This is a genomic window from Rhodococcus sp. 06-1474-1B (assembly GCF_002258885.1).
Lineage (GTDB): Bacteria > Actinomycetota > Actinomycetes > Mycobacteriales > Mycobacteriaceae > Rhodococcoides > Rhodococcoides fascians.
Genome location: NZ_NOYR01000027.1, coordinates 199,791 through 216,469, shown reverse-complemented (window position 1 = coordinate 216,469; position 16,679 = coordinate 199,791). Strand labels below are relative to the sequence as shown.

The window sequence follows — 16,679 nt, the reverse complement described above, 5'->3', positions numbered from 1 at the left end:
AACTTTACTTGCAATCTAGTAACGAGCCCGGTTTTGTGGGAGACTCAGCTCACACCCCGCCTGTCGCCCTTTAGTCGGCCCCTACCCAGGAGGAACATCGTGTTCGCAAAAGTCCTCGTCGCAAACCGCGGAGAAATCGCCGTCCGCGCATTCCGTGCGGCGGTCGAACTCGGTGCCTCGACCGTCGCCGTCTATCCCTACGAGGACCGCAACTCTGCGCACCGCGCCAAGGCGTTCGAGTCGTATCAGATCGGCGAGCCGGGTCACCCGGTCCGCGCCTACCTCTCGGTCGACGAGATCATCTCGGCGGCAAGCAAAGCCGGTGCCGATGCGGTCTACCCGGGGTACGGCTTCCTGTCGGAGAACGCCACCTTGGCAGCAGCCTGCAAGGCGGCAGGTATCACGTTCGTCGGCCCGTCCGCCGAGATCCTCGAGCTCACCGGAGACAAGTCGCGAGCTGTTGCCGCAGCCGCCGCGGCAGGGCTTCCGGTCCTCGCATCATCGGCTCCGTCGGAGGATCCCGACGTGTTGCTCGCGGCGTCCGTCACGATGTCGTTTCCGATCTTCGTCAAGGCGATCGCCGGCGGTGGCGGTCGCGGAATGCGTCGGGTGGCCGCGCCGGAAGATCTACGCGACGCCATCGAAGCCGCATCCCGTGAGGCGAGGACCGCGTTCGGCGACGGCACCGTGTTTCTCGAACAGGCGGTGGTCGACCCCCGGCACATCGAGGTACAGATTCTCGGCGACGCGACGGGTGAGGTCATCCATCTGTTCGAGCGTGACTGTTCTCTGCAGAGGCGGCATCAGAAGGTAGTCGAGGTCGCCCCGGCACCCGGGCTCGATCCCGAACTGCGAGAACGTATCTGCGCAGACGCGGTCAGGTTCGCCCGCCACATCGGATACACGTGCGCGGGCACCGTCGAATTCCTGCTCGACCCGCGCGGGAACTACGTGTTCATAGAGATGAATCCGAGAATTCAGGTCGAACATACGGTGACCGAGGAGATCACCGACGTGGATCTGGTGGGCTCGCAACTGCGCATCGCGTCCGGGGAAAGCCTGGCCGATCTGGGATTGAGCCAAGAGTCCATCGTGATCCGCGGTTTCGCCATGCAGTGCCGCATCACCACCGAGGATCCGACCGACGGTTTCCGTCCTGATACCGGGCGCGTCACCGCCTACCGCACCCCAGGAGGATCGGGTGTGCGCCTCGACGGCAATGTCGGCGTGGGGTCGGAGATCGGGTCACATTTCGATTCGATGCTCGTCAAGTTGACCTGCCGCGGGCGTGATTTCGCGACCGCTTCCGCGAGATCACGACGGGCGATCGCCGAATTCCGGGTACGCGGCGTTGCGACGAACATTCCGTTCCTGCAGGCGGTGCTGGACAACCATGACTTCCTCTCGTGGAAGGTCACCACGACCTTCATCGAGGAGCATCCGGAACTGTTGACGCAGAACATCTCTGCCGACCGTGGCTCACGCATTCTGCAGTACCTGGCCGACATCACCGTCAACCGCCCGCACGGCGAGCGACCGTCGCAGATCTATCCGATCGACAAGCTTCCGTCTGTCGACACCCGGTTCCCGCCTCCGGCCGGTTCCAGGGACCGGCTGATCACTCTCGGACCGACCGGTTTCGCAGCCGAGCTGCGATCCGCTACCGCACTTGCCGTTACCGACACCACTTTCCGCGACGCACACCAGTCCCTGCTGGCGACCAGGGTGCGCACCCGCGATCTCGTCGCGGTGGCACCCCACGTTGCGCGCCTCACCCCGCAGTTGCTCTCGGTGGAGGCCTGGGGCGGCGCGACGTACGATGTTGCGCTCCGGTTTCTGCACGAGGACCCGTGGGAACGACTCGCCGCCCTACGCTCGGAGATGCCCAACATCTGTCTGCAGATGCTGCTCCGCGGGCGGAACACGGTCGGATACACGGCATACCCCGACCGCGTCACGCACGCCTTCGTCCAGGAAGCCGCCGACACCGGAATCGACATCTTCCGAATCTTCGACGCTCTGAACAACGTCGATCAGATGAAACCGGCCATCGATGCAGTCCGGGACACCGGGACCGCTGTCGCGGAGGTGGCGATGTCCTACACCGGAGATCTGGCCGATCCGAACGAAACCCTGTACGACCTCGACTACTATCTGCGCCTGGCCGAACGGATCGTCGACGCGGGTGCCCATGTCCTGGCGATCAAGGACATGGCCGGCCTGCTACGCCCGCCTGCCGCAGCGACTCTGGTCTCCGCGCTGCGGTCGCGCTTCGACCTACCCGTGCACCTGCACACCCACGACACCCCCGGCGGCCAACTCGCGACGTACTATGCGGCGTGGCAAGCCGGCGTCGATGCCGTCGACGGGGCGAGTGCGGCCTTGGCGGGCACGACGAGTCAGCCCGCGTTGTCGGCGATCGTCGCGGCAACAGACAACACCGACCGCGCCACAGGACTCCATCTCGCATCGGTCTGCGACCTCGAACCGTATTGGGCAGCAGTGCGTTCGATGTACGCGCCGTTCGAGTCCGGCCTCCCGTCGCCGACCGGGCGCGTCTACACCCACGAGATCCCAGGCGGTCAGCTCTCCAATCTGCGCCAACAGGCGTCCGCGCTGGGGCTCGCGCACCGTTTCGAGGACATCGAGGCTGCCTACGCCGGGGCGGATCGGGTGCTGGGCCGACTCGTCAAGGTCACGCCGTCGTCGAAGGTGGTGGGCGACCTCGCGCTGGCACTGGTCGGCGCCGACGCGACGGCCGCCGAATTCGCCGAGGACCCGGCGAGTTACGACATTCCGGGGTCGGTGATCGACTTCCTCCGCGGGGATCTCGGCGAACCCGCGGGCGGTTGGCCGGAACCGCTGCGAAGCCGGGCGCTGACCGGCCGGGCCGAGCCGCACCCCATAACTCCGTTGACCGAGGCGGACGAGCTCACGCTGTCCGTGCCCGGTCGTGCGCGACGAACCGCGCTGAACCGTTTGCTCTTTCCGGCCCCTGCGCGGGAGTTCGAGAAGCATCGCGAGGACTACGGCGACACCTCACAGCTGTCGACGAACCAGTATTTCTACGGTTTGCGGCAGGGGGAGGAACACCGTGTTCGGCTCGAGCAGGGCGTCGAACTGCTGATCGGGCTCGAGGCGATATCCGACCCGGACACCGAGGGAATCCGCAACGTTTTGTGCATCCTGAACGGACAGCTGCGTCCGGTGCCGATCCGTGACCGGAGCATCGAAACCACCACCCGGTCTGCCGAGAAGGCCGATCGCACCGACCCCGATCACATACCCGCACCGTTCAGCGGTGTCGTGACACTGTCGGTCAAGGAGGGCGACGTGGTCGCGAAGGGTGAATCTGTCGGCTCGATCGAGGCCATGAAGATGGAAGCGACGATCACCGCGATCAAGGCCGGTACGGTCACCCGCGTTCCGATCGGCCGTGCCTCCCAGGTCGACGGTGGAGATCTTCTGTTGGTGATGGCGTAACAGCCCGCCGCCCTGACTCAGATCAGGGCGGCGGCGATCGTCTCGGCGTGCACGCTGGTGGTGCCGAACAGCAACTCACTGGTCTTTGCCCTCCGAAAGTAGTGGTGCAGAGGGTGTTCCCAGGTGAAGCCGATTCCCCCGTGGATCTGAATCGACTCTTCGGCGGCGAACGTGGCCGCACGGCACGCAAGCACTCGGGCAGTCGCGGCGGCGGCAACGAACTCGCCGGTGCTGCGCGCGTCGGCCCCGGCTGCATCGAGCACCGCCGCCTCGGCCAGTTCGGTCGCGATGAGCATGTCCGTGAGACGATGCTTGATCGCCTGGAACGACCCGATCGCCCGTCCGAATTGCCGACGGGTTTTTGCATACTCCACTGACATGTCCAGGCATGCGCGAGCTGATCCCACCTGTTCGGCCGCAAGAGCTGTGATAGCGGCGGCTTGTGCCCGGTCGAGGCCGGCACCGATGTTCTCGCCCGTCGCCCGGTGAGCGACCGCTCCGGAAAACTCGACTCGTGCCAGCCCTCTGGTGAAGTCCAATGCCTCACGTGGTGTTCGGACCACACCCTCAGCGGTAGCGTCGATCACCGCCAGCTCGGTGCCGTCCGGACTCTTGGCCACCACGATCAGTAGATCGGCTTCGGCTGCGTCCACCACAGCTTCCAGAACGCCGTCGAGGGTGAGGGTGCCGTCGCTGCCCGCCGTAGCCTCGATGGAGGACGCGGCGAAGGGAAACGGGGCCACCAGTGCGGCCGTCTTGGACCCATCGGCAATCGCCGGAAGATACTGCGAGCATGCATGGTCGGACCCGGCATGGAGGAGACCGAAGCCGGCCAGGACGACCGACGACAGGTAGGGGGCGTTGCCGAGCGAACGACCGAGCTCGGTCATCACCACTGCTGTGTCCTTCAGAGTGAAGCCGGCACCGCCGAACCGTTCCGGGAACGGGATTTCGGTGAGGCCCATTTCCACCAATGCCGGCCGAACGTCCTCACCGACTGTCGTTCTGGCCAAGGACGAACGAAGGCCGGCCTGCAGATCCCGTTGCTCGACGGTCAATTCGAGTGTCATGACAGGCTCCTATCGTGGTTCGCGAGGCAAGCCGAGCCCGCGCTCGCCGATGATGTTGCGCTGGATCTCGTCCGAACCGCCGGCGATTCGATACCCGGGAGCACCGAGAAGATGTTCGGTCCATGCGAAGGTGTCGGGTGCACCGGTGTCCGCCAGAATCCGGGGCCCGAGGAATGTCGCTGCCGCGTCCCCGATGCGTTTGAGATTCTGAGTCCACACCAGTTTGCCGATCGAACCCTCCACTCCGGGAACAGCTCCGGCCATTTCGCGCTCGGCGTATCGGGCGACCATGAGTGCCGACGCTCGTTCGTAGACAGCAACTTCGGCCAGTTGTTGCCGGACGAGCGGATCGTCCGAGATACCGAGGCTCTTGGCGAGCCGGAGAAGATCGACGCCGTTTCCTCCGGCGCTGACGATCCCGGCGCTCGAACTCCGCTCGAAGCCGAGTGTCGTCAGTGCGACTGTCCAGCCGTCGCCCTCGTCACCGAGCCTCGACGAGTCGGGCAACTCGACGTCGGCGAGAAACACCTCGTTGAACGTCGACCCGCCGGACATCTGCCGAATGGGTCTGATGTCGACCCCGGGTGCGTCCATGGGCATCATGAACGCCGTCATGCCGCGGTGTTTCGGGACGGTTGTGTCGGTGCGGGCGATGAGCAGACCCCACTGGGAGAACTGCGCCCCCGAACTCCAGACTTTCTGGCCGTTCACCCGCCAGCCGCCGCCGGACTTGACTGCCTTGGTCGACAAACCGGCGAGGTCGGAACCCGCTCCGGGTTCCGAGAACAGTTGGCAGCAGAGCTCGTCGGCCCGCAGGAAGGGCTCGACGAATGTCTTCTTCTGTTCGGGGGAACCCATAGCGTGGATGGTCGGTGCCACCAATTCGACTGTCACCAGTATGGTCTCGTGTCGCTCCGGTGCGTCGTACTGCCGTTCGAGCCCGACGTACGCGCGTTCGTGGCTGGCGGTGAGACCCGGGCCACCCCATTCGGGTCCCCAGGTGATCGCACCGAATCCGGCATCGACACGGCGGCCCTGCCACTGTGCCGCAGCCTCGATCAGCTCGCGTTCCTCGTCGTGACTGCGGTTGTGGAAGATTGCGTAGTTGGGGTCGGAGATCGCGGTGTTCGTCCGGGGTTCGAGGTTCTCTGCGAGCCACGCCTCGGACTTCTCTGCGAATGCCTGTACGTCGATCGTCATGACTTCGTTCCTCCCGACATCTCGGCGATCCGCGCCTCGACCGCGATCTTGGAATCCGGGTGTTCGGACAGGCGAAGGGTGTACGACTGCTCGAGTTCGTACCCGCGTTTGATGTCGATGTCCTCGCAGCCGTTCAAGGATTGTTTTGCCAAGGTCAGCGCATAGCGGCTCTTGGCTGCGATCGACCGTGCGCGGGACATCGCGGTGGCCATGAACGTCTCGTGCGCAACGACTTCGATCGGAGCACCCCAGTTCTTCAACGTTGCCGCGTCCACTGCCTCGGCGGTGAAGAACATCCGACGCATAGCTTGTTGCGGCAGCATCCGAGCGGTGAAGCGTCCACCGCCGAGGACACCCACCCCCATTTCGGGGAGACCGAAAGTGGCGCGGTCGGAGGCGACCACCAGATCGCACATGGCTGTGAGACCGAATCCACTACCGAGGCAGGGGCCGTTGATCGCGCCGATCACGGGCAGGGCGCAGTCCAGCACTCCGAAGATCGCGCGCTTGGCCTCGCGCATGTCCACCACGCCGCTCGTCGCATCCATGACGCGGAAACTACCGAGATCGTTTCCGGCGCAGAAGATGCGGCCGCGCCCGGTCAGTACCACCACGCGGACATCCTGGTTGTCCGACAGTGCCTCGAAGACGGTGGCGATCTCCCGATACATCTGCGTGTCGATCGCGTTGACCTTGCCCCGGGCCAGCTCGACCACTGCGATACCGGGCTCGGGCTCGGTGACCACAACGTGGTCGACTCCCGCAGGCTGTAATGACTCGGTCTGTGAAGACATGGGAGCCTCTATCTCTCGTGTGACGCGGCGAAGGTCATCGCCGCCATCTGCGCCGGCACTGCGGCGCGATCGCGGGTCCAGTTGCGCAGTGCGAATTTCTGCACCTTGCCACTGGCGGTCTTGGGTAGCGAGTCCACCACGAAGATGCTTTCGGGAATCTTCTGTACGGCTATGTCGCGGTCGACGAGGAATCGGTGGACTTCATCGAGGGTGAGGTCTCGGCGATCGCGAGTGACGACGAACGCGCAACCCCGTTCTCCCGTAAGGGAATCGGGTCCTGCGACGACGGCGACCTCGATCACGGACGGGTGCGCACCGAGTTGGTTCTCGACATCGTGGGCGCTGATCTTCTCCCCGGAACGGTTGATGATGTCCTTGATCCTCCCCACCACGTGAATGGCACCGTCGCTGTCGAAGCGGCCGAGGTCACCGGTCCTGAAGAAGCCGTCGTCGGTGAAGGCGTCATCGTTGAGGTTGGGGTCGAGATAGCCGAGAAACATATCCGGTCCGCGCCAGAGTATCTCGCCGACGCCGCCCGCTCCGTTCGACACGATGACCTCGGTGGGTGCGATGGGGCGTCCGTCGGATTTCTGGCGCACGGCCGAGGAATCCCACCGATCGGCAGTGGTGACCGACGGACCTTCGGTGGCCCCGTACATGCGAACGACGGTGCCTAGGCGAGTCGTGGCCGCCGCGGTGAGTGTGTCGGGTACGTCGGCTCCGCCGCACACGATGTACCTGATCGACGGTGTCCGAACCTGCGCCGACTCGGCTTCGTCGAGCAGTCCGCGGAGGAACGGCGTCGAAAAGATCATGAAGCTGCACTGTTCGTCGACGATGTGGCCGAGCGCGACAGCAGGATCCCACGTTTGTTGTAGGACAACGGATGTACCGAGAAGAAACGGCAGAACGAGGGCGCAATTGACGCCGGTGACGTGGGTGACCGGCGACGGGTTGAAGATCACGTCGGTCTCGTTGAGTCCGAACCAGTCGATCATCGACGAGTTCTCGTAGACCAGGGTGTTGTGGCTGTGCAGGGCACCCTTGGGGTCGGCGGTAGTACCGGATGTGTAGAGCAACAGGCAGACCTCGTCGGCGGAAGGTGCTGTGCGCGAACGCAATTCCGAGATCATCTCGTCCGTGACTCGGTCGAGCAGATCGTCCCACCCCGCCAAGGACACGACGAATTCGAGGCCCGGCAGATCGTCGGCCAGATCGCGATACATGGCGTCCACGTCGACTCCGCGCAACTCGGCGGGGACGAATGCGACCTTCGCTCGTGACTGTCCGAGAATGAAACGGAGCTCTCGGGACCGATAGATGGGCACGATGGGGTTGGCGACCGCACCCAGCTTCATGACGGCCTGAAAGACGACTACTGCCTCGACGCAATTCGGGAGCTGAAACGACACGACGTCGTCGGACGTGACGCCGCGGGCGTGCAGGGCGGCGGCCAATCGCGTCGCATCTCGATCGATCTCGGCAAACGTGACGCGGCGCGCGCCGTCGACCACGGCCACGGCGTCCGGGTACATGCGAGCGGCACGCGTCAGGTAGTACCCGATCGGCCGGTCGTTCCACTGCCCGCCGGTCCGGTACGAGTGCGCGAGGTCGGCGCTCGGCGGCCTGGTCGGCAACATCGCTACTCCCTACCTCGAGGTTCGATACTTTTCTGACAACAACTACAGTAACTAACCACACAAACTATGTATAGGTTTAAGCTAGATCACACACGCTCGACGCTATGGTTGTCCCATGGTGACCACAGACGGTGAGATCGTCCCGCGCGCGCGGGCACCCAAGATGTCCGCCAAGATAGCGAACCTCATCGCCGACCAGATCCTGACCGGCGGCATCATCGAGGGGCAGCGGCTGCCGACCGAGAAGGACATGGTCGCAGAGCACGGCGTCGCACGGACCACCGTCCGCGAGGCGCTTCGGCTCCTGGAGAGCCGTGACCTGGTCACCATCAAATCGGGCATCGGTGGTGGGCCGGTGGCGAAACGCCCTAAGCTGGAATCGCTGGGCAACACGATGAAGCTGTTCCTACAGATCGACGGAGCCAACATCAGCGACGTCATCGACGTTCGGCTGATGCTCGAACCGATCGTGGCGCGCGAAGCCGCGGCGAACATCACCGACGAACAGGTCGGGGTCATGCAGACCGCGTTGGACCGAATGCGCGAGGACCCAGGCGACTACGGCAACTTTCAGGACAACAACGCGGCCTTTCAGCGCAGCGTGTACGACGCCGCAGGAAACCCGGTCCTGAACATCGTGATGGAGACTCTCTGGCTGCTGGTGCGGGACGCCGAGCCGAACGAGCACCCCATTGCCACACGGCTCGCCGCAATCGAGATGCAGCAGGACGTCCTCGACGCGATGCGGGCCCGCGACGAGGATGCGGCAGCCGACACCATGAGCGCGTTCGTCCAGGAAACCGCGAAATACTACCGTCGCCGGCTGTCCAAGATCATTTCCAGGCCGGTTCGGTGGCAGATGTGATCAAAGGAGTCAGTACCGGAGAACGAACCTTCGGAATCTGCACTCATTGTTTCGAGACCGTCGTGACGGCTATTCAGTGCGGCGATGGCGCACGCTCCCCGCGATGCGACCGCTGATACGGATCTTCGCCGTGCGCTCGTCCCAGATGTGCAGACGTATCAGGTTTGGGGGCAAAGTGCTGCAGGTGTCCAAAACTTCGGAGCTGATCGAGCGGACGGCCCGCATCTACGCCCTTCGTCGGAATCCACACCCTTCGTAGGAGGTGTCGATTCCGATTGGGGGCGTGGATTCAGGTCATCGATGCGCGACCGCGGGCCCACCACATCGCCACGAGGCGGAATACGACGAGCCGAGTCGTCGTTGACTCCATCGACGGTGTTCGATCCCAATGCCCCGGGTACCAACCATCAGCCGCTACGAGCGGCCACCTGCCGAGAGGCGCACTGGCGAACACCGCCACCCAATACTGATCAGAGCCGCGCACCCAGAGGTGCGCGGCTCTGTTCGTTCCACAAGCCCGGTATCACTGCTTGTCTTGCTTCTTCTCGGAAGCCATCGAGCCCATTTCGGCGGCGAATTCTGTCGCCATGGCCTTGGAGAGTGCCTGCGCAGCCGACAGCGGACGCACCATCACGGTGAAATTGTCGATCAGGCCGTCGGAGTTCAGGTGGAGGATGTCGCAGCCGTGGACGGTCACGTCGTCGATACGGGTCTCGAAGAACAGGACGTGATCACGGCCGCCGATGTCTTCGACGGTTTTCACGTAGCGAAGGTCCTCGAAGACGCGGGTGACGGCGCGCAGTATCGCCGCGGTCAGCTCCTTGCCGTGGTACGGCTTGAATGCGACGGGGGAGCTGAAGACGACGTCCTCGGCCAGGGTGGCGGCCATGGCGTCGTGATCGTTGGCCTCGACGGCCTGTCGGAACTGTTGCACGCGTCATCTCCTGGTGGGGCCAGGGCCTGAGACACCCTCGGCTGGTGACCGAACCATACACAATTTTGCGAATATGAAAGGTGTTCGGCGGGATCATCCGCGTTCAGCGCGGGTGTCGAGAACTTCGAGGACACGGGCACCCCAGCGAAGCGATTCCTCCTCGAACATCCGTCCCCGCATCAGGGTGAGGTACGGGCCGATGCGATCGGCGGTGGCCAGGAACTCGGTCTCGGTACGTCCGTCGAGCAGGCGGTGCGCCATCCGGTCGTACCGAGCCAGCTTGTCTCGTGAGAGCTGCATTCGTTCTCGGATCGCATCGGTCATCGGCTCGAGGTCCCCGGCTTCGAGAGCGTGGATAGCCACCAGGTGCTCGTCGCGAATGGCCGGAAGCTTCGGTTGCCGATGGCTCACCTGGCGCAGCGCTGCGCGTCCCTTGTCGGTGAGGCTGAACAGGCGTTTGTTGGGTCGACCGTCCTGTTCGACCAATCGCGCCGAGATCACCTCGTCTCGATCCATTCGGTCGAGTTCGCGGTAGAGCTGTTGGGGAGTGGCAGTCCAGAAGTTGGCGACGGTTGCGTCGAACGCTTTGGACAGGTCGTAACCCGACATCTCCCCGTCGACCAGTGCGGCGAGCACGGCATCACGTAGCGACATGATCCAGCACAGTACCCGTCGCACGGCGGCCGGACGTCCGGGTGTTAGACAACTTGTTGTATATTGACGTCGAGTGAAAGAACGGTGGACGTGGTGGATCAGTCGAAACAATTGCGATACGTAGCCCTGGGCGACAGCCAGACGGAAGGGCTGAACGACGGCAACGACGACACGGGATTTCGTGGTTGGGCCGATCGGCTCGCCGAGCACATGGCCGAGAGCGCAGACGGGGTCGTCTATGCCAACCTCGCGGTACGTGGTCGTAAGGCCGCGCAGGTCAAGGCCGAGCAGTTGCCGGCCGCTTTGGCGTTGAAGCCGACGGTCGCGTCCGTCGCTGCCGGTGTCAACGACATCTTGCGTCGGCAGTTCGATGCGCGGACCGTGGCAGGTGAAGTGGGCGCAATGTTCGCCGCGCTCCGGGCGACCGACTGCACAGTGATCACCATGACGTTTCCCCGCCTCGCTCACCCGGTCCCCGGAAGGACCGTCATCGCCAGGCGTATGACCGAGCTCAACGCCGAGATTCGCAGAGTCGCAGCCGAATCCGATGTCGTGGTGATCGACCTCGAGAAGCACGACGTGGCCTCTGATCCACGGCTGTGGAGTTGGGACCGACTGCATCTGAACGAGACGGGCCATGCGCGGCTCGCTGCGGCCGCCGCCTACGCCCTCGGTCTACCGGGCGCCACCGACGCATGGAATTCTCCGTTGGCACCGCTTGCCAGACCGCGCCTGCACTCCCGAGTTCGCGCCGACCTCACCTGGGCCGGAATGTTCCTCGCGCCGTGGTTGACTCGTCGGATTCGTAAACGCTCCTCGGGGGACAGTCGTACGGCCAAGCGGCCGGAGCTGACCTCGGTACTCGGGTAGAGCCGGGCGAACCGAAGCGAGCAGACCTGGTGAATCAGAATCCCGGGCCGAGATTTGCAGTGTTATCGACCAAGCTGCGCCGCATCCAGCTGTACACCCTCTCGTCGTTGAGCAGGGTGAAATGGTGCGCACTGTAGATCGCCAGACCGTCGTCCGGGCGAAGTCCGATGTTGCGGAACTTGTTTCGACCCCCGGCACTGTCGGTACGGACCAGGCCGTCACCCACGAAGACTCCGACCGGGTTGCGCGGACTTCCGGTGAGGACCGCGGACGCGTGATGATGACGCACCCGTTCCGGAACCGAGATGTCCATGGCGGCACCGACATCGAAGCTGTCGGTGTACCGAGCATGACCGTCCTCGTCGGTGATCGCTCCGTGGATCAGATCACGGATACCGGCACTTCGACGCGCCAGTAGGTTCGCGAATGGCCGGGTCTCGGGTACGAGTGCCATTGCGGCCGCGGCGACGTGGACGCCGTGAGCAAGTGGCGCGCCCAGATGTGGTGTCCCCAGAGTGAATACGTCCGTCAGCAGATCAACCCATCGGCGACCGCTTTCGGCGGCGTGATGAGCGGCGCTGCGTGAGACCAGCCCGCCCATGGAATGTCCGACCAACGTGATCCGGTGTACCCGGACGGGCCATGCCGGTACGAGCTGCTCCAACAAGTCCGACAGGTCGACGCCATTCGACGCAATTCGCCGTCCGGTGTTGTAGCGCAAAAAGATCGAGGTCGTCCCGGCTTCGGCGTCCAGCCGCTCTCCGTATGTGGGCCGCCCACCGAGCCGCCATGCGTATTCCGTTTCGACCAGCCCATGGACGAACACCACGAGGTGCGCTCCCGCAGTGGGAAACCCGGCGGCCAAGGCTCGGTACTCCGGGGGTACAGGGCGTCCGTCGACTCGAATCGACATCGGATGGGCCAGTACCCGGGCTGTTCTCTCCATGTCGTCGCCGATGAGACCGTTCAGAACGGCGATGGTTTGCGCGCCACGGCTGGTGTGCGACGGTGACGGCCGCGAGTCGTCCTCGGCCACGTCGTCGCCGTCGGTCAGGGAGCCGTCAGCCAGGGAGCCGTCGGTCAAGGAGCCGACGATCTTGGCTGCGCCGGTGCAGGCGGCCACGATGCTCGCGTACGTGCCGGCGGCGATCGCGTCGTGCATCAGTTGTGTCGGCAGGGCGGCGGGACCGATACCGAGCTTCACGGCAGCAAACGTGCGTCGTGCAATTGCCGAGTGGACCGCGCGAACGCCACCCGCAGCCGACGCCAACTCGCGAAGTGTGAGCTCGCCGAGCTCACCCCACTCCTGTGTGCGCCGAGATTTCTTCCCCGGCCCAGGTTTCGTCCCCACCGGATTCAGTGTACGCACGTCCACTGAAACTGCTGGCCCCGCAGAATCGGCGTCTCAGTCCCGGCGGCCGACCACCGGGTTGAGCTCGGAGTTCGCGAGGCCACCGGGCTCGATGCCGGGGAGGAATTCGCGCCAGGTGCCGCTGATCAGGGTCGGCGACTCGACGACGCGGGTGCCGTCGGCGAAGTAGGTGGTGGCCAGTGCGCGACGCGGCTGTGTCGTCCGGTTCGGGCCTGCGGTGTGGAAGCACAGCGCGGAGTGGAACGATACGTCTCCCACGGCGAACGGCTCGGACTCCACCGCAACGTTGCGCGTGCGGAAGCGCTGGGTGACGGCCTCGTCGTAGGAGGTGCCGACCTTGTCGAATTTGAGGTCTGCGACTTCGCCGAGAACGTCGCGTCCGCGCGCGAACGACAGTGGACCCATCGGGCCCGGAATGGCCGACATCGGCATCCAGGCGGTGACGGCGTCGGTGGTCTGCAACGGGAAGTGCTCGGCGTCGTGGTGCCACGGTGTGCGTCCGCAGCCGGGCTCCTTGGACAGCGCATTGTCGTGGTACAGCCGAACGCCGGGCACGTCGAGCAGTGCCGCGGCCAGGCCGCCGATCCGGGGTGACAGTGCTACGGCACGCATCAGGTCGTCGTGGAGCCACATCTGCTCGAGCGCGGTGAACCGGCCCGCAACGTCATCGCCGTGCTCGGCTCGCAGTAACTCCTCGAGCCGCTCGGCGAGGCGTCGTACGACGGCAGGCGAGAACACCGCGGGCAGCCGCACGAAGGCGTGTCGCGCGAATGCGTCGACGGCCGCCGGGTCGAGATCGTAGGGCTCGGCGAGTTCGTGCTCGACTTGTTCGTCCGTGGCGGCCTCGACATCCGGCAGTCCAGGGCCATCGACGAGTTCTGCGGGTGCGGCGTCGTTGGCGGCCAGCGTGACGTACCAGTCCCACCAGTCCTGATCGTTGCCCGCCCAGTCCTGGTCGATACCGCCCTCGCGATTGCGTTCGGGCAGAAGCTCGTTGGTGGCAGGGTTGTTCAGAGCCACAGCAGGGCCGCCTCGTGCGAGAAGGTGTAGGAACCGGACGCGTCGCGGCACGAAGCGAGGTAGTCGCCTAGCACGGGGGCCGCCTCCATCTCGTCGAGTGACACGGAGTCGTCGAAGGCGCACCGCTGCAGAAAGCCTTCGGCGACAGCGCGATCGGACGTTCCGGTGGTGTACGAGACGCGCTGATCGCGCACGTCCGCGCCCGCTCGGATCAGCGCGTCGCGCACCTGCTCGGCCGTCGTGTACGGCGTTGCTTCGCGTACGCCGGCGCGGAAGGCATCGTAGAACGCGATGTAGTGGGAGGCTTCCGTAGCCTGCGCGACCAGACCGAGACCACCGGGAGCCAGTGCGGCCACGAATCTTTCGGCTGCGGCATCCAACTCCGCGGGCGGAAGGGCGTAGAGCGCGTGAGTGGCCCACACGACGTCGTAACCGGCGTGATCGGCGGGCAGATCCTGCAGCGTCATCACCAGATCGTGCCGGGCGACGAAAGGCGCGGCCAGAGCTCCGCGTGCCTCGGCCACCGAGAATTCGGATGGGTCGAGCAGGTCGTAGGCGACCTCGGGTACCGCGGACAGGTCGGTGTACCGGCGGAGCGCAGTGGGGAATTTACCGCTGCCGCAAGCCACGTCGAGTAGCGACCAGCCCTCGTGAGCCCGGCCGGCGAGCAGCGTCGGCCAATCGGCTGCCAACGCCAGCTGGTGGTAGTCCTCGGTGGCCAGAGCGTAGAACGCCTCCATACCCGTGCGGCCCGCCTCGCTCCAGTGCTCGAGACTGCGTTCGGCTGTGTCTCCGCTGCTCACGAGATTCCTCCTAGGAAGCCAACTACGACGCACCGGACGGGGCGTCATGGTTGACTCGGTCCAATGTCCAACATAGCTCCGAATTCGCCGACCGACACTGCCGTCGTGCTCATCGACGGATTGCGGGCGATGCGGCGCGGGGCCGAGGCGCTGGCGGGCCTGCCGCCCGAGTCCTACGCCGAGCACCATGCCGCCTTCGAGATGCTCTCCGATCAGCGCGGTCTGATCGCCCGGCACTTCGCAGATCGGCTGGCCGGGATGGGGAACGGACCGCTATCGGTGCTGTCGGTGGGCTGCGGGGACGGTTCGCTCGATGCCAGGCTTGCAGCGGGCCTGGTGCTGCGGGCACCCGGCCGCACGGTGCGGTACGTCGGCATCGACCCTTGGATCGGCAGTACCGAGCTCTTCGCCGCCAAGATGGCGGCGCTCGAGGCCACCGAACTCGACGCCAGCGCGTACGTCGCATCGTTCGACGACGCACCCGTCGACGAGACTTTCGACGTCGTGATGTTCGTGCACTCGATGTACTACGTCGCAGACTTACGAGCAACGCTGCATGCCGCGCTCGCCCTGCTGCGACCCGGCGGCGAACTGTGGGTGGCGATTGCGCCGACGGCGGCGCTCAACGCACTCGTCGAAGTACTCGCTCCTCCGCTGGAGGGCCATCGGCAATGGTTCAGCGCAGATATCGAGAAAGCGTTCGTCGACGCCGAGATCGTCCTCGACGACACAGTGACTCTCGACGCGCTGGTCGATCTTTCCGCCGCGAGCGACGACGTGCTGGACTTCGCGGTGCAAGCCCGGTTGACGCCCGAGCTGCACGAGCCGGTGCGGGCCTACCTCGCGGCGGTATCGGTTCCGAATGCGGTTGGGGGGCTTCGAGTTCCGCATCCGGTCGACGTGTTCAGCGCGACCCGTCACTGAATGCCTCGACCCGTCACTGAATGCCTCGACGTCACTGAATGCCTCGACGCCACTGAACGCGCCGATTCGGGAAGGTGGACGGAGGTCAGGTCCAGGCCATGCGTGAGCGGTTGTCCCAGTAACTCTGAGGGGACTCGGCGATGTCCAGGTTGGCAATGTTCAGGTCGCCTGGCGCGATCACGGCGCGGTCGATGGAGAGCGCAGCGATGTTCTCTTCGAGTTGCGCCGCCGTGGCGGCACCGGAGAGCACCACATCGGCCCACGGTTGCGCGAGGGCGACGGCCAGTGCGAGCGCGTCGCGGCCGACTCCGGCCGAGTCGGCGCGCGCGGCGAGTTCGGAGTTCTCGGCGACGAGTCGACCGTTCGCCATCGCCTCTTTGACGACGACGAACCAGCCGGCCTCGTGCGCTTCCGCCAGGGCGGGGGCGACGGACGGTTCGAGGGGGTTCCACGTCGACTGCACCGAGCCGAACACCCCGATCTCGAGCGCGGCACGCACGACATCGGCCTGGTGCGGCCCGCTGGTGCTGATGCCGATGCGGGTGCCACCGGCTGCCAGCGCGCGTAGATCGTCGAGCAAGGCTGCGTCGCGAAGGGCAGGGCTGTCCGGGGTGACGCTGTGAATCAGGTAGTGGTCGGGCTTTCCGCCGAGGTCGCGCACGGTCTGCGGCCACTGTTCGGCCAGACGTGCGACCGAGTGTTCCTTGACCTCGTGTACCTCCGCGCCCCGCTGAAAGTCGGCGACATAGGCGTAGCCCCACTTCGAGCCGATCACGAGTTCCTCGCGCCGGTTCGGACGGGCAGACAACCAACTGCCGAGGAACTGCTCGGCCAGACCGTAGGAGCGGGCGACGTCGAAGTGCCGAATGCCACTGTCCCAGGCGGCGTCCAGTACTGCGTGGCAATGCTGCTCGAGCGCAGCCGGATCGAACCGTCCGTCCACCGCACGTGAATGTCCGACCGTCAGATACTCCGGGCGTCCGAGTGCGGCAAGTCCGAGACCGAGTTGCGTCATGCCCTGAATACTCTCATCACTGCCGCCCGCGGAGC

Annotated in this window: 14 protein-coding genes; 4 read left to right on the top strand and 10 right to left on the bottom strand. The window is 65.1% G+C overall.

What is annotated here, in order from left to right:
• Positions 1 to 99: 99 nt before the first annotated feature.
• On the top strand, positions 100 to 3,483 hold the full coding sequence (locus CH266_RS16215; RefSeq protein ID WP_094715713.1) for a pyruvate carboxylase: 3,384 nt from the start codon (positions 100 to 102) through the stop codon (positions 3,481 to 3,483).
• A gap of 17 nt (positions 3,484 to 3,500) precedes the next feature.
• Here CH266_RS16215 and CH266_RS16210 read toward each other — a convergent pair whose 3' ends face one another.
• The 4 genes from CH266_RS16210 to CH266_RS16195 are packed head-to-tail and all read right to left on the bottom strand — an operon-like array spanning position 3,501 to position 8,187.
• Positions 3,501 to 4,553 (bottom strand): acyl-CoA dehydrogenase family protein, encoded by a 1,053-nt coding sequence (locus tag CH266_RS16210; RefSeq protein WP_032381494.1) that lies wholly within the window; start codon positions 4,551 to 4,553, stop codon positions 3,501 to 3,503.
• Positions 4,554 to 4,562: 9 nt separating this feature from the next.
• Positions 4,563 to 5,753 (bottom strand): acyl-CoA dehydrogenase family protein, encoded by a 1,191-nt coding sequence (locus CH266_RS16205; protein WP_094715712.1) that lies wholly within the window; start codon positions 5,751 to 5,753, stop codon positions 4,563 to 4,565.
• The gene (locus CH266_RS16200; protein WP_052054627.1) at positions 5,750 to 6,547 is read right to left on the bottom strand and encodes an enoyl-CoA hydratase-related protein; all 798 of its coding nucleotides are present in this window, start codon (positions 6,545 to 6,547) and stop codon (positions 5,750 to 5,752) included. The genes CH266_RS16205 and CH266_RS16200 overlap by 4 nt, the downstream gene beginning before the upstream one ends.
• A gap of 8 nt (positions 6,548 to 6,555) precedes the next feature.
• Positions 6,556 to 8,187 carry an AMP-binding protein gene (locus CH266_RS16195; RefSeq protein WP_094715711.1) on the bottom strand — a complete coding sequence of 544 codons (1,632 nt, stop codon included), beginning with the start codon at positions 8,185 to 8,187 and terminating at the stop codon, positions 6,556 to 6,558.
• Between the two features lie 115 nt (positions 8,188 to 8,302).
• Between CH266_RS16195 and CH266_RS16190 the strand changes: the two genes are divergently transcribed.
• Positions 8,303 to 9,052 (top strand): FadR/GntR family transcriptional regulator, encoded by a 750-nt coding sequence (locus tag CH266_RS16190; protein ID WP_032369176.1) that lies wholly within the window; start codon positions 8,303 to 8,305, stop codon positions 9,050 to 9,052.
• 523 nt (positions 9,053 to 9,575) lie between these two features.
• On the opposite strand, the gene CH266_RS16185 is transcribed toward CH266_RS16190, so the two are convergent.
• Together CH266_RS16185 and CH266_RS16180 are read right to left on the bottom strand one after the other, a co-directional pair.
• On the bottom strand, positions 9,576 to 9,986 hold the full coding sequence (locus CH266_RS16185; protein WP_080730141.1) for a nuclear transport factor 2 family protein: 411 nt from the start codon (positions 9,984 to 9,986) through the stop codon (positions 9,576 to 9,578).
• Between the two features lie 93 nt (positions 9,987 to 10,079).
• Positions 10,080 to 10,640, bottom strand: coding sequence for a PadR family transcriptional regulator (locus CH266_RS16180; RefSeq protein WP_032407248.1), 561 nt, complete (start codon positions 10,638 to 10,640; stop codon positions 10,080 to 10,082).
• 93 nt (positions 10,641 to 10,733) lie between these two features.
• Here CH266_RS16180 and CH266_RS16175 point away from each other — a divergent pair, with 93 nt between their 5' ends.
• Entirely contained in the window at positions 10,734 to 11,510 is a 777-nt protein-coding gene (locus tag CH266_RS16175; RefSeq protein ID WP_094715791.1) for an SGNH/GDSL hydrolase family protein, read from the top strand.
• A 34-nt stretch (positions 11,511 to 11,544) separates the two neighbouring features.
• Here CH266_RS16175 and CH266_RS16170 read toward each other — a convergent pair whose 3' ends face one another.
• Genes CH266_RS16170 through CH266_RS16160 form a run of 3 tightly spaced genes read right to left on the bottom strand, consistent with a single transcriptional unit; the run spans position 11,545 to position 14,705 of the window.
• Positions 11,545 to 12,861, bottom strand: a complete 1,317-nt coding sequence (locus CH266_RS16170) for an esterase/lipase family protein (RefSeq protein WP_141214542.1) — start codon at positions 12,859 to 12,861, stop codon at positions 11,545 to 11,547.
• A gap of 54 nt (positions 12,862 to 12,915) precedes the next feature.
• Positions 12,916 to 13,902 (bottom strand): phytanoyl-CoA dioxygenase family protein, encoded by a 987-nt coding sequence (locus CH266_RS16165; protein WP_052061261.1) that lies wholly within the window; start codon positions 13,900 to 13,902, stop codon positions 12,916 to 12,918.
• The gene (locus tag CH266_RS16160) at positions 13,893 to 14,705 is read right to left on the bottom strand and encodes a class I SAM-dependent methyltransferase (RefSeq protein WP_057473594.1); all 813 of its coding nucleotides are present in this window, start codon (positions 14,703 to 14,705) and stop codon (positions 13,893 to 13,895) included. Before CH266_RS16160 ends, CH266_RS16165 begins: the two co-directional genes overlap by 10 nt.
• A 63-nt stretch (positions 14,706 to 14,768) precedes the next feature.
• Between CH266_RS16160 and CH266_RS16155 the strand changes: the two genes are divergently transcribed.
• Positions 14,769 to 15,629 (top strand): class I SAM-dependent methyltransferase, encoded by an 861-nt coding sequence (locus CH266_RS16155; protein WP_094715709.1) that lies wholly within the window; start codon positions 14,769 to 14,771, stop codon positions 15,627 to 15,629.
• Positions 15,630 to 15,714: 85 nt separating this feature from the next.
• On the opposite strand, the gene CH266_RS16150 is transcribed toward CH266_RS16155, so the two are convergent.
• A complete protein-coding gene (locus tag CH266_RS16150) occupies positions 15,715 to 16,644 on the bottom strand; it encodes an aldo/keto reductase (RefSeq protein ID WP_094715708.1) in 930 nt (309 codons plus the stop codon).
• Positions 16,645 to 16,679 lie beyond the last annotated feature (35 nt).

What these genes read in the sequence shown, in the direction of transcription:
- CH266_RS16195 (WP_094715711.1), bottom strand. Translation starts at nt 8,187, where the DNA reads ATGTTGCCGACCAGGCCGCCGAGCGCCGACCTCGCGCACTCGTACCGG.
- CH266_RS16180 (WP_032407248.1), bottom strand. Translation starts at nt 10,640, where the DNA reads ATGTCGCTACGTGATGCCGTGCTCGCCGCACTGGTCGACGGGGAGATG.
- CH266_RS16200 (WP_052054627.1), bottom strand. Translation starts at nt 6,547, where the DNA reads ATGTCTTCACAGACCGAGTCATTACAGCCTGCGGGAGTCGACCACGTT.
- CH266_RS16150 (WP_094715708.1), bottom strand. Translation starts at nt 16,644, where the DNA reads ATGACGCAACTCGGTCTCGGACTTGCCGCACTCGGACGCCCGGAGTAT.
- CH266_RS16155 (WP_094715709.1), top strand. Translation starts at nt 14,769, where the DNA reads ATGTCCAACATAGCTCCGAATTCGCCGACCGACACTGCCGTCGTGCTC.
- CH266_RS16210 (WP_032381494.1), bottom strand. Translation starts at nt 4,553, where the DNA reads ATGACACTCGAATTGACCGTCGAGCAACGGGATCTGCAGGCCGGCCTT.
- CH266_RS16190 (WP_032369176.1), top strand. Translation starts at nt 8,303, where the DNA reads ATGGTGACCACAGACGGTGAGATCGTCCCGCGCGCGCGGGCACCCAAG.
- CH266_RS16205 (WP_094715712.1), bottom strand. Translation starts at nt 5,753, where the DNA reads ATGACGATCGACGTACAGGCATTCGCAGAGAAGTCCGAGGCGTGGCTC.